Here is a 12,043-nt window from a genome sequence, read left to right as displayed (position 1 = left end):
TACGGCGGCCATTTGGCCGTAAACGGACGGGAGACCCTTGAACCTAAGATGGGGCCAGCCTCCGGAAAAAACAAGCAAGGACACCGGAAAAACAAAGGGCCCCGCAGGGCCCTTTATTTCATCAAGTATCTGACATCACGCGTCGGGAGCAGCCTTGGCTGGCGGCTCGCTGTTTTCGTAGATCAGCAGCGGCTTGGAATTACCTTCGATCACGCTTTCGTCGATCACCACCTTGCTGACTTCACTCTGCGAGGGGATCTCATACATGGTGTCGAGCAGCACACCTTCGAGGATGGAACGCAGGCCACGGGCACCGGTCTTGCGCTCCAGCGCACGATGGGCCACGGCCTTCAGGGCATCCGGACGGAACTCCAAATCCACGCCTTCCATTTCGAAGAGCTTGCCGTACTGCTTGGTCAGCGCGTTCTTCGGCTCGGTAAGGATCTGCATCAGCGCCGCCTCGTCGAGCTCGTCGAGAGTCGCGATGACCGGCAGACGACCCACGAACTCGGGAATCAGGCCGAACTTGACCAGATCATCCGGCTCAACTTCACGCAGCGCCTCGCCAACCTTCTTGCCCAGCTCCTGGCTACGCACTTCGGCATTGAAGCCGATGCCACCCTTGGTCGAACGACCATGGATGACCTTCTCCAGACCGGAGAACGCACCACCACAGATGAACAGGATGTTGCGCGTGTCCACCTGCAGGAATTCCTGCTGGGGATGCTTGCGCCCGCCCTGCGGCGGAACCGAAGCCACAGTGCCTTCGATCAGCTTCAACAGCGCCTGCTGCACGCCCTCGCCCGAAACGTCACGGGTGATCGACGGGTTGTCCGACTTGCGCGAAATCTTGTCGATTTCGTCGATGTAGACAATGCCCATCTGGGCCTTCTCGACATCGTAGTCGCACTTCTGCAACAGCTTCTGAATGATGTTCTCGACGTCCTCACCGACATAACCGGCTTCGGTCAGGGTGGTGGCATCGGCGATGGTGAACGGCACATTGAGCAGACGCGCCAGGGTTTCGGCCAGCAGGGTCTTACCCGAGCCAGTCGGACCGATCAGCAGGATGTTGCTCTTGCCCAGCTCGACATCGTCTTTCTTGTCGCGCTGATTCAAACGCTTGTAATGGTTGTACACCGCGACAGAGAGCACCTTCTTGGCGCGCTCCTGACCGATGACGTACTGATCCAGAATGCCGCTGATCTCTTTCGGCGCGGGCAACTTGTGCGCGCTGCTTTCGGCCTGTGCTTCCTGCACCTCCTCACGGATGATGTCGTTGCACAGGTCGACGCACTCGTCGCAGATAAAGACCGAGGGGCCGGCAATCAATTTGCGCACTTCATGCTGGCTTTTGCCGCAGAAGGAGCAATAAAGCAGCTTGCCGTTGTCCTCGCCATTGCGGGTGTCAGTCATTCGATCAATCCAAATCCGGTAGGCATGGAAAACAAGATGGAGGCAATTGCAGGCATTTTCAAGCCTGCATGACGGCCGGACACGCCAAACCGCCCTATTTTGAGCTGCCTATATTAAGCGGGGCGCTGTTCAATCACTGCGTCGATCAACCCATACTCACGAGCGGCTTCGGCGCTCATGAAATTATCACGATTGGTATCGCGCTCGATTTCTTCCAAAGTGCGTCCACTGTGCTTAGCCATCAGTATGTTGAGACGCTCACGGATGAAGAGGATCTCCTTGGCGTGAATTTCAATGTCCGACGCCTGACCTTGGAAACCGCCCAGCGGCTGGTGAATCATCACGCGCGAGTTCGGCAGACAGTAACGCTTACCCTCAGCACCAGCGGTCAGCAGGAAGGCACCCATGCTGCAAGCCTGACCGATACAGGTGGTCGACACGTTTGGCTTGATGAACTGCATGGTGTCGTAGATCGACATGCCTGCGGTTACCGAACCACCCGGGGAGTTGATATAGAGATGGATATCCTTGTCCGGGTTTTCCGCTTCAAGGAACAGCAATTGGGCGACCACCAGGTTGGCCATGTAGTCCTCGACCGGACCAACCAGGAAGATCACCCGCTCCTTCAACAGGCGCGAGTAGATATCGTAGGCACGCTCGCCGCGGGCGGACTGCTCGACCACCATCGGCACCAGGCCACCGGCAGCCTGGATATCAGGCATTTGCTGCATAAATTGATTACGCGACATATCCAGCGATCTCTCCATAAATGTTCATATCCCAAAGACGCATAAGCCAGCTCGAAGGCTGGCTTATGGTTTGCTCTAACGAGGCGAGGGATCAGGCTGCTTGCGGAGCTTCCGCCGGCTTGACCGCTTCTTCGTAGGAGACCGCTTTATCGGTCACTTTGGCCTTCTGCAGGACAGTATCTACAACTTGTTCTTCCAGTACAACCGAACGCACTTCGTTCAGCTGCTGGTCGTTCTTGTAGTACCAGGCCACAACCTGCTGCGGCTCCTGATAGGCCGAAGCCATTTCTTCGATCACTTCGCGTACGCGGGCGTCGTCCGGCTTCAGTTCGAACTGCTTGACCACTTCGGCGACCAGCAGGCCGAGGGAAACGCGGCGCTTAGCCTGCTCTTCGAACAGCTCGGCCGGCAGTTGGTCAGGCTTGATGTTGCCACCGAACTGCTGAACGGCCTGCACGCGCAGACGATTCACTTCGTTGCCGATCAGCGCCTTCGGCACTTCAACCGGGTTGGCGGCCAGCAGACCTTCCATTACCTGGTTCTTAACCTTGGACTTGATGGCCTGGCGCAGTTCGCGCTCCATGTTCTTGCGCACTTCGGCACGGAAGCCATCCAGACCGCCTTCCTTCACACCGAACAGGGTGAAGAACTCGTCATTCAGCTCCGGCAGTTGCGGGGCAGCCACGGCAGTCACGGTAACGCTGAACTCGGCAGCTTTGCCGGCCAGATCGAGGTTCTGGTAGTCAGCCGGGAAAGTCGGGGTGATCACGCGCTCTTCGCCAGCCTTGACGCCAACCAGGGCATCTTCGAAGCCCGGGATCATGCGGCCGGAACCCAGCACCAGCTGAGTGCCCTTGGCAGAACCGCCAGCGAAGACTTCACCGTCAACCTTGCCAACGAAATCGATGGTCAGCTGATCGCCATTCTCGGCAGCACGATCGCTGGCCTCGAAACGGGTGTTCTGCTTGCGCAGGATTTCCAGCATGTTGTCGACATCGGCGTCAGCGACTTCAGCCTGCAGACGCTCGATGGCGATGCTGTCGAGGCCGGCAACCTGGATTTCCGGGATGACTTCGAAGATCGCAACGTATTCCAGGTCCTTGCCCTTCTCGAAGGACTTCGGTTCTACGGCCGGAGCGCCAGCCGGGTTCAGCTTCTGCTCAACGATGGCTTCGTAGAAGGTGGCCTGGATCAGGTCGCCCAGGGCTTCCTGGCGAGCGGAGTCTTCGTAACGCTGACGAATCACGCTCATCGGCACCTTGCCGGGGCGGAAGCCAGCGACCTTGGCACGACGGGCAGTCTGTTGCAGACGCTTGGTCACTTCGGTCTCGATGCGCTCGGCCGGGACACCGATGGTCATGCGGCGCTCAAGAGCGGAGGTGCTTTCAACAGAAACTTGCATGGGTATTCCTCGTTGCACAGACGTAAGCCGGCCGTTCCGGCCCAGAATCAAGGGCATGCATTCTAGTGGGTCGAATAGCAGAAGTCACCTGCGGAAAAGACGCAGGAACGGCGAGGTATATAAAGGAAGAAAAGATGGTGCGGACGGAGAGACTCGAACTCTCACACCTTGCGGCGCCAGAACCTAAATCTGGTGTGTCTACCAATTTCACCACGTCCGCGTGGTATAGCGCTGAAACAAAAACGCCAGGCCTAGTGGCCTGGCGTTTTCTCGAATATGGGGTGGACGAAGGGAATCGAACCCTCGACACCAGGAGCCACAATCCTGTGCTCTACCAACTGAGCTACGCCCACCATATTGCGATGCTTGTGCCTGACTGCCAGATGGCACGCCCGGCAGGACTCGAACCTGCGACCATCCGCTTAGAAGGCGGATGCTCTATCCAGCTGAGCTACGGGCGCTTGTTCATCTGCTAGCGCAGACTTGAAGCTTCGGCTTCGGCTAGGCCCGAAGGCTTCGCTTTTGCCGTCTTACCCAGCGACTGGCTGTGCTCGACAAGCGGGGCGAATCTTATAGAGGCGTCGCCATAGCGTCAACACCAAAAGTTAAAAAAATTCAGCGAGATAAAGGAGTTACAGGAAATTCGCCGGGTGGCGCCTTTGCCCAACCGCCCCGCCGTGCGAGAATGCACGCCCTTTTTCAATCCTTCCCGATGGTTAACCACGCGCCATGACCGCACAACTGATCGACGGCAAAGCCATAGCCGCCAGCCTGCGCCAGCAAATTGCCCAACGCGTTGTCGAACGCCGCCAGCAAGGCCTGCGCGCCCCCGGCCTGGCCGTGATCCTGGTCGGTAGCGACCCCGCCTCCCAGGTTTACGTCTCGCACAAGCGCAAGGACTGCGAGGAAGTCGGCTTCGTCTCCGTGGCCCACGACCTGCCGGCCAGCACCAGCCAGGGCGAGCTGCTGGCCCTGATCGATCACCTGAACGACGATCAGGCCATCGACGGCATCCTCGTGCAACTGCCGCTGCCGGCGCACCTGGACGCCTCGCAACTGCTCGAGCGGATCAGCCCGGACAAGGACGTGGACGGTTTCCATCCCTTCAACGTCGGCCGCCTGGCCCAACGCATCCCACTGCTGCGCCCCTGTACGCCGAAAGGCATCATGACCCTGCTGCAAAGCACCGGTGTCGATCCGCACGGATTGAATGCAGTGATCGTCGGCGCCTCCAACATCGTCGGCCGACCGATGGCCCTGGAACTGTTGCTGGCCGGCTGCACCGTGACCGTCACCCACCGCTTCACCAAGGACCTGCCGGGCCACCTGGCCAATGCCGACCTGGTGGTCGTAGCGGCCGGTAAACCGGGACTGGTCAAGGGCGAGTGGATCAAGCCGGGCGCCATCGTCATCGACGTGGGCATCAACCGCCAGGCCGACGGCAAGCTGGTCGGTGACGTGGAGTTCGACGCCGCTGCCGAACGCGCCGGCTGGATCACCCCGGTACCGGGCGGCGTCGGCCCAATGACCCGCGCCTGCCTGCTGGAAAACACCCTGTACGCGGCCGAACACCTGCACGTGTAAGGGTATTGCTGGACAGGTGGCATCCAAAAAAACGGCACCCTCGGGTGCCGTTTTATTTTCAGTTGTCGAGCACGGCAGGCTACGCCGGCAACGGCGCACCCTGAGCAAACGCCATGAATTCCTGAGCAGGCAGCGGCCTGGCGAACAGGTAGCCCTGCCCCTGATCGCAACCCAGTTCGGCCAGCAGCCGCCGAATCGACTCATCCTCGATGCCTTCGGCCGTGGTCAGCAGGTTAAGGCTCTTGGCCATCTGGATGATCGCCGTGACGATGGCCTGATCCTGCGCATTGCCCAGCAACTTGCGGACGAATGACTGATCGATCTTTAGCTTGTCCACGCGAAAGCGCTGCAGATAGGCCAGATTGGAATAGCCTGTACCGAAATCATCGATCGACAACTTCACGCCCAGTGCCTTGAGGCGGTAAAGCATGTCGATAAAGGCCGCCGAATCCTGCAACAGGATCGACTCGGTCAACTCCAGTTCGAGGCAGCTGGGATTCAAACCGAAGCGGCTCAAAGCCGTGCCGATCAACGCCTCAAGATTGCCCCGAAGAAACTGCACCGCGGAAAGATTCACCGAGACCACGAAGCGCGGCAGACCGGCCGCCTGCCAGAGCATCATCTGGCGACAGGCCTCGTTCAGCACCCACTCACCGATTTCGACAATCAGCCCCGACTGTTCGGCCACCCGAATGAACCGATCCGGCGCGATCACTCCCAGCACTGGGTGCTGCCAGCGGATCAGAGCCTCGGCCGCCAGCAAGCGACCGCTGTGGATGTCGACAATGGGCTGGTAGTGCAAGACGAACTCACCGCGCGCCAGCGCCTGACGCAGATCCAGCTCCAGACTCAGACGCTCACGGGTGTCGGCGTTCATTTGCGCATCGAAGAAGCAGAAACCGTTACGCCCCGCCGACTTGGCCTGGTACATGGCCATGTCCGCATGCTTGAGCAGCGTATCGAAGTCGTCGCCATCCTCGGGGAACAGAGCGATACCGATGGAGATCGAGGTGACGATCTGCATCCCTTTCAAGGCAAAGGGGCGCGCCAGCTCGGCCTGCACCTGAGTCGCCACGGCAGAAATCGTGGCCGGGTCATCGACATCGGCCAGCGCCATAAGGAACTCATCGCCACCCTGGCGGCTGACCGTATCGGTGTCACGCACCACGCCTTGCAGACGCAGCGCCACTTCTTTGAGCAGCTCGTCGCCGGCGGCGTGCCCCAGCGAATCGTTGATCGTCTTGAAGTTGTCCAGATCGAGAAACAGCAAGGCCACGCGCTTCTTGTAGCGCCGCGCCTGGCCGATAGCCTGCTCCATGCGGTCGCTGATCAACAGGCGATTGGGCAGATTGGTCAGCGCATCGTGCTGGGCCAGATGGGTGAAGCTGGCCTGGGAGTCCTTCACCCGCAGGATTTCCTGCTGCAGGCGCAACAGCGTGCGGCGCAGGTCATTGGCCAGCAGCCACACCGCCATCGCGCACATCAGCAGGATGCAGCTGACATTGATCATTCGCCCGACCCCGATCGGCCAGGGCTCGAACACCAGCAGACCGCTGAGCGAGGCGTAGGTCATGCCGGCCACCGACGCCAACATGCTCAGCAGCAGACCGATGAACAACCGCAGCGACGCGACCATGCCGGCCACGATGAGGATAGCCGGATAGGCCAGCAGCACTCCGCTATAGAGCCCCTGACTGAACCACAGGGACACCGTGACCACCCCCGTCAACGAGACCAGCACCAGCACGATGGCCGCCGTGGTTGCCCCGCGCCGGTTCAGCTGCTGGCCAACCACCACCAGGGCCAGCGCCAGCAGCACCAGCACGGTGTTCAGCCAGCTCTGCGCCAACACGGTCTGCAGGCCGATCAGCAGCAGCACGACGCACTGCACATTGGCGATCTGGCCGAGGCGCCGCGCCTGCAAACGCCGATCCAGTGGATCGTTCTGCTCGTACTGGGCTTGCGAGTCTTGCGCGCGCGTCATCTCTACTTCTCTTCCATGATGCGACTACTGCGAAGCGGTCGTGGCTCGGCGAAAAGATTGCACGCTAACGAAAACTGCGCGCCAGCGGCAAGTTTTTGTGCTGCGGCAAAAGGCTGCAGCATGGGCCCCCGCGAATGCCAGGCGATTACTGGATGCATTCCAATCTGGGCGTTACGCGCGCTTGCAGGTATCTTCAGCGACCTGTACTCATCTTCCGCCGAGACACGCTTTTGATCAGCACCACCCTCCGCAGCGCCCTGCTCGCCACTGCCACGCTCTGCTCGACAGCCACGTTCGCCCAAGTCGAAGTCCAGCCCGTGCAGCACACGACTGTCGGCCGGATCCTGGCAGTCAAGATCTTCGAGGAGATTGCCCCGAACGACTACGAGGCCTTGCTCAAGGGACTCCGGCAGAATCCGGGCGAGTTCGCCAAGAAGATCGTGGTGCTAGACAGCATTGGCGGCAGCGTGCAGGAAGCCATCCGCATGGGCCGCCTGCTGCGGGAAACCGGATTCGATGCACTGGTGCCCAGCAATGGCATCTGCCAGGGCACCTGCGTCTACCTGCTGGCTGCCGGGCGCGACAAGAACGTACGCGGCCACGTCGGCCTGCACCGCCCCTACTACCCGAGCGGCGACTCGGCCCTGTCCGAGCGCAGCAGCAGCGCTGCACGCTACAACCCGAGCGCCTACTGGCGTGAGATGAATATCCCGGCCAGCCTGGCCGAAGACATGAGCCGCATCGAACCGAGCAAGATGCGCGTACTCTCGCCTCAGGAACTGGCCCGCTACCGGCTCGACTGAAGCCTGGCCCCGCGCAGGCTCCAGCCCTGCTGCATACCGGCCGCCGCCAGCAGGATGGCCGCCACGCCCAGCCACTGCAGCGGGCTGAGGCGATGACCGAAGGCCAGCCAGTCGACGAAGATCGCTGCGATCGGATAGACGAAGGACAGCGCCCCGGTCAGCGCCGTTGGCAACTTCTGGATCGCGCTATACAGCAGCATGTACATCACCCCGGTATGCACGATGCCCAGGGCCGCCAGGCTGGCCCAGGCCTGCGGCTGCTCGGGCAGCTGATAACTGGCCAGCGGCGCCAGCATCAGGATGCCGGTAAACAGCTGGATCAGTGCAATCAGGTGCGGCGGCGTGCCAGTCAGGCGTTTCACGATCAGCGCCGCCAGCGCGTAGAGCAGCGCGGCGCCCAGTGCCAGAGCGATACCCAGCAGGTAGTTCTCGCCCGTCGTACCGGTGTCGCCATGGGCGCTGACGATGGCCAGCATGCCGAGGAAGGCCACACCCAACCAGGCCAGCTTGGCCAGGCTGATACGCTCGCCGAGGAACAGCGCGGCCAGCCCCACCAGCATGAACGGCTGGACGTTGTACACCGCCGTGCTGATGGCGATGGACGCCTTGGAGTAGGAGGCAAACAGCAGCAGCCAGTTGCCGACTATGGCCACCCCGCTGACTACCGCCAGAGCCAACACGCGGCGGCCCAGCAGCTCGGCGCGCAGCAGGCCGAGCACGGCACAGACCAGCAGCAACATGGCGCCGCCGATCACGCAGCGCCAGAACACCACGTCGACCACGGCCTGGCCGGACACCAGGACGAACCAGCCAATGGTGCCGGAAATCAGCATCGCCGCGATCATTTCCAGCGAGCCGCGCTTGAGGGTCTTGTCCATGGTCGGAGTCTCCGGTTGGGGTGCGCTCATTATTCGGCTACCCACTCCAGCGGCTCCAGAGCTAATCTAAGGCGAAATAAACGCGAAACCTTTAATGCGAAGGCGTTTTCACTTAATCACCTAACGAGCACGCCATGACCGACGAAATCGACCAGCTTCTGCTCAAGGCCCTGATGGAAGACTCGCGCCGTTCGCTCAAGGCCCTGGCGCAGATCAGCGGCCTGTCCTCGCCCAGCGTAGCCGAGCGCCTGCGCCGCCTTGAAGAGCGCGGGGTGATCAAGGGCTACACGGTGGAGGTGGACCCGCGCCACTTCGGCTATCAGCTGCAGGCCATCGTCCGGGTACGCCCGCTGCCGGGCAAGCTGCACGAGGTAGAGCGACAGATCCAGTCGATTCCCGAGTTCACCGAGTGCGACAAGATCACCGGCGAGGACTGCTTCGTCGCCCGCCTGCACGTGCGCTCCATGGAACAGCTCGACGAACTGCTGGACCGCATCAACGCCTATGCCGAGACCAACACCGCCATCGTCAAGAAGACCTCGGTGCCGCGCCGCCTGCCGCCGATGAACTGAAGGAAACAGCCATGCGCGTCATCCTCACCGCGCTGACTCTGCTGCTAGTCGGCCATACAGCCATGACCCAGGCCGCCACTGCCCAGGCAGACCTGCGCGCCGCCGTCGATGCCGCCGTGCAACCCGCCATAGCCGAGTACGAGATTCCCGGACTGGCCGTGGCCATCGTTCACAAGGGCGAGCGTCACTTCTTCAACTATGGCGTCGCTTCCCGCGAGAGCGTTCAGGCGGTGGATGAACACACGCTGTTCGAGCTGGGTTCGGTAAGCAAGCTGTTCACTGCCACCCTCGGCGCCTATGCCCAGGCCGAGGGCAAACTGAGCCTGAGCGACAAAGCCAGCCAGCATCTACCGGCACTGCGCGGCAGCGCCTTCGAGCAAATCAGCCTGCTCGACCTGGCCATCTACACGCCCGGCGGTTTGCCGTTGCAGTTCCCGGATACCGTGCACAGCGAACGGCAGATCCTCGACTACTACCGCGCCTGGCAACCCGCCTACCCCGCTGGCAGCCAGCGCCTGTACTCCAACCCCAGCATCGGCCTGTTCGGCCACCTGGCTGCCGCCAGCCTGGGCGAGCCCTTCGGCCAGTTGCTGGAGCGCCGACTATTTCCGCAGCTGGGCATGAGCGAAAGCCATGCGCGGGTGCCGCAGGCGCACATGGCGCACTACGCCTGGGGCTACCGCGAAGACCAGCCGCTCCGCGTGCAGCCGGGACCACTGGATGCCGAGGCCTACGGGGTGAAGTCCACTGCCGCCGACATGCTGCGCTTCGTCGAGGCTAACCTCGACCCATCGCGGCTGCCGACACCGCTGCGCCAGGCCATCACGACCACGCACCAGGGTTACTACCGGGTCGGCGACATGACCCAGGGCCTGGGCTGGGAGCGCTACACCTACCCCATCAGCCTGGAGCGCCTGCAGGCCGGCAACTCCTCGCCAATGGCGCTGGAACCGCATGCCGTCGAACGCTTCAGCAAACCGCAAGCGGCCCAGGGCGACCTGCTGTTGAACAAGACCGGCTCGACCAATGGCTTCGGCGCCTATGTGGTGCTGCTGCCGGCCCGTGATACCGGTCTGGTGATCCTGGCCAACCGCAACTACCCGAATGCCGAACGGGTGCGCGTCGCCCTGCAGATACTCGGTGCGCTGCAGCACTGACCTGTAGCCCGGATGCAATCCGGGGCCTTTCCTATATCCATCCCGGATTGCATCCGGCTACAAATGAAAAGGCCGCCCGAGGGCGGCCTTTTCCATGACGCGCAAGCGCTTATTCGGCCAGGCGCCAGGTAGTCCCGCCCTTGCCGTCTTCCAGCACCACGCCCATGGCGGTGAGCTGGTCGCGGATGCGGTCGCTTTCTGCCCAGTTCTTCTCGGCGCGCGCCTGCAGGCGCGCGGCAATCAGAGCATCCACTTCAGCGGCATCGACCTTGCCCACGGCACCGGCCTGGAGGAACACATCCGGTTCCAGCTGCAGCACACCCAGCACGCCGGCCAGCTCCTTCAGCCGCGCCGCCAGAGCGGCGGCGGCAGGCAGATCCGACTCACGCAGGCGGTTGACCTCGCGGATCATCTCGAACAGCACGGCGCAGGCTTCCGGCGAGTTGAAGTCGTCGTCCATGGCCGCACCGAAGCGCTCGACGAACTCGTCGCCGCCGGCCGCCTGAGCCTGTGGCAAGCCTTTGAGGCCGTTGTAGAAGCGCTCCAGGGCGCCCTTGGCTTCCTTGAGGCTGTCTTCCGAGTAGTTGATCGGGCTGCGGTAGTGGCTGGACACCAGCAGGTAGCGCACCACTTCCGGGTGGTACTTCTCCAGCACCTCGCGGATGGTGAAGAAGTTGCCCAGGGACTTGGACATCTTCTCGCCGTCCACACGTACCGCGCCGGCGTGCATCCAGGCGTTGGCGTAGAGCTTGCCGGTGGCCGCCTCGCTCTGAGCGATCTCGTTCTCGTGGTGCGGGAACACCAGGTCCGGGCCGCCGCCGTGGATGTCGAAGGTCTCGCCCAGGCAGCAGGTGGACATCACCGAGCACTCGATGTGCCAGCCCGGCCGACCCGCGCCCCAAGGCGACTGCCAGCTCGGCTCGCCCGGCTTGGCGCCTTTCCACAGGACGAAGTCGAGCGGGTCTTGCTTGATCTCGTCGACTTCGATGCGCGCGCCGATCTTCAGGTCTTCGATCTTCTTGCGCGACAGCTTGCCGTAGCCGACAAACTTGCCGACCCGGTAGTACACGTCGCCGTTGCCGGGCGCATAGGCGAAACCCTTGTCGATCAGGGCCTGGATCATCTGGTGCATGCCGGCGATATGGCCGGTGGCGCGTGGCTCGATATCCGGACGCAGCACGGACAGGCGCGCCTCGTCCTCGTGCATGGCGGCGATCATGCGCTCGACCAGGGCTTCGAACGGCTCGCCGTTCTCCTGAGCGCGCTTGATGATCTTGTCGTCGATGTCGGTGATATTGCGCACGTAGGTCACGTCATAGCCACGATGGCGCAGCCAGCGGGTGACCACGTCGAACGCCACCATCACGCGGGCGTGGCCGATGTGGCAGAAGTCGTACACGGTCATGCCGCACACGTACATACGCACCTGATTGTCGACCAGTGGCTTGAACGCCTCCTTAGTCTTGCTCAGGGTGTTGTAGATGGACAAAGCCATGGT

At 62.0% G+C, this 12,043-nt stretch carries 10 protein-coding genes and 3 tRNA genes; 4 read left to right on the top strand and 9 right to left on the bottom strand.

Annotated elements, in window-relative coordinates; genetic code table 11:
• Window positions 1–135 precede the first annotated feature (135 nt).
• From clpX to LRS11_RS13935, 6 genes are all read right to left on the bottom strand, one after another.
• Entirely contained in the window at window positions 136–1,416 is a 1,281-nt protein-coding gene (clpX, locus tag LRS11_RS13960; RefSeq protein ID WP_182834827.1) for an ATP-dependent Clp protease ATP-binding subunit ClpX, read from the bottom strand.
• 113 nt (window positions 1,417–1,529) lie between these two features.
• Entirely contained in the window at window positions 1,530–2,165 is a 636-nt protein-coding gene (gene clpP / locus LRS11_RS13955; protein WP_173205549.1) for an ATP-dependent Clp endopeptidase proteolytic subunit ClpP, read from the bottom strand.
• Between the two features lie 91 nt (window positions 2,166–2,256).
• Window positions 2,257–3,567, bottom strand: coding sequence for a trigger factor (gene tig, locus LRS11_RS13950; protein ID WP_260493550.1), 1,311 nt, complete (start codon window positions 3,565–3,567; stop codon window positions 2,257–2,259).
• A 135-nt stretch (window positions 3,568–3,702) separates the two neighbouring features.
• Window positions 3,703–3,787 (bottom strand) — tRNA-Leu (locus LRS11_RS13945).
• Window positions 3,788–3,844: 57 nt separating this feature from the next.
• A tRNA-His gene (locus LRS11_RS13940) sits at window positions 3,845–3,920 on the bottom strand.
• A gap of 31 nt (window positions 3,921–3,951) precedes the next feature.
• Window positions 3,952–4,028: transfer RNA gene (locus tag LRS11_RS13935), tRNA-Arg, on the bottom strand.
• Between the two features lie 268 nt (window positions 4,029–4,296).
• Here LRS11_RS13935 and folD point away from each other — a divergent pair.
• Window positions 4,297–5,151 (top strand): bifunctional methylenetetrahydrofolate dehydrogenase/methenyltetrahydrofolate cyclohydrolase FolD, encoded by an 855-nt coding sequence (gene folD / locus LRS11_RS13930; protein ID WP_260493549.1) that lies wholly within the window; start codon window positions 4,297–4,299, stop codon window positions 5,149–5,151.
• Between the two features lie 79 nt (window positions 5,152–5,230).
• Here folD and LRS11_RS13925 read toward each other — a convergent pair whose 3' ends face one another.
• Window positions 5,231–7,135 (bottom strand): putative bifunctional diguanylate cyclase/phosphodiesterase, encoded by a 1,905-nt coding sequence (locus LRS11_RS13925; protein ID WP_260493548.1) that lies wholly within the window; start codon window positions 7,133–7,135, stop codon window positions 5,231–5,233.
• 230 nt (window positions 7,136–7,365) lie between these two features.
• Between LRS11_RS13925 and LRS11_RS13920 the strand changes: the two genes are divergently transcribed.
• Window positions 7,366–7,938, top strand: a complete 573-nt coding sequence (locus LRS11_RS13920) for a hypothetical protein (protein WP_409519734.1) — start codon at window positions 7,366–7,368, stop codon at window positions 7,936–7,938.
• Here the strand turns inward: LRS11_RS13920 and LRS11_RS13915 are convergent.
• A complete protein-coding gene (locus LRS11_RS13915) occupies window positions 7,923–8,816 on the bottom strand; it encodes a DMT family transporter (protein WP_260496923.1) in 894 nt (297 codons plus the stop codon). The two genes, LRS11_RS13920 and LRS11_RS13915, sit on opposite strands and share 16 nt — an antisense overlap.
• Window positions 8,817–8,950: 134 nt before the next feature.
• On the opposite strand from LRS11_RS13915, the gene LRS11_RS13910 reads away from it, so the two are divergent.
• Window positions 8,951–9,388: an Lrp/AsnC family transcriptional regulator gene (locus tag LRS11_RS13910; RefSeq protein WP_260493547.1), complete on the top strand. Its 438-nt coding sequence runs from the start codon at window positions 8,951–8,953 to the stop codon at window positions 9,386–9,388.
• An 11-nt stretch (window positions 9,389–9,399) separates the two neighbouring features.
• Window positions 9,400–10,545, top strand: coding sequence for a class C beta-lactamase (gene ampC, locus LRS11_RS13905; RefSeq protein WP_409519733.1), 1,146 nt, complete (start codon window positions 9,400–9,402; stop codon window positions 10,543–10,545).
• A gap of 109 nt (window positions 10,546–10,654) precedes the next feature.
• On the opposite strand, the gene cysS is transcribed toward ampC, so the two are convergent.
• On the bottom strand, window positions 10,655–12,040 hold the full coding sequence (gene cysS / locus LRS11_RS13900) for a cysteine--tRNA ligase (RefSeq protein ID WP_260493546.1): 1,386 nt from the start codon (window positions 12,038–12,040) through the stop codon (window positions 10,655–10,657).
• Window positions 12,041–12,043: the final 3 nt, after the last annotated feature.

Origin of the sequence: Pseudomonas sp. J452 (assembly GCF_024666525.1) — a bacterium.
In the GTDB taxonomy this organism is placed as follows: Bacteria; Pseudomonadota; Gammaproteobacteria; order Pseudomonadales; family Pseudomonadaceae; genus Aquipseudomonas.
The sequence above is the reverse complement of the archived record's forward strand: the minus strand, read 5'-3'. Positions and strand labels throughout refer to the sequence as shown.

Bases quoted from the DNA above. Each gene is read 5' to 3' on its own strand.
- LRS11_RS13910 (WP_260493547.1), top strand. From the start codon at position 8,951: ATGACCGACGAAATCGACCAGCTTCTGCTCAAGGCCCTGATGGAAGAC.
- clpP (WP_173205549.1), bottom strand. From the start codon at position 2,165: ATGTCGCGTAATCAATTTATGCAGCAAATGCCTGATATCCAGGCTGCC.
- ampC (WP_409519733.1), top strand. From the start codon at position 9,400: ATGCGCGTCATCCTCACCGCGCTGACTCTGCTGCTAGTCGGCCATACA.
- cysS (WP_260493546.1), bottom strand. From the start codon at position 12,040: ATGGCTTTGTCCATCTACAACACCCTGAGCAAGACTAAGGAGGCGTTC.
- LRS11_RS13915 (WP_260496923.1), bottom strand. From the start codon at position 8,816: ATGGACAAGACCCTCAAGCGCGGCTCGCTGGAAATGATCGCGGCGATG.
- LRS11_RS13925 (WP_260493548.1), bottom strand. From the start codon at position 7,135: ATGACGCGCGCGCAAGACTCGCAAGCCCAGTACGAGCAGAACGATCCA.
- clpX (WP_182834827.1), bottom strand. From the start codon at position 1,416: ATGACTGACACCCGCAATGGCGAGGACAACGGCAAGCTGCTTTATTGC.
- folD (WP_260493549.1), top strand. From the start codon at position 4,297: ATGACCGCACAACTGATCGACGGCAAAGCCATAGCCGCCAGCCTGCGC.
- tig (WP_260493550.1), bottom strand. From the start codon at position 3,567: ATGCAAGTTTCTGTTGAAAGCACCTCCGCTCTTGAGCGCCGCATGACC.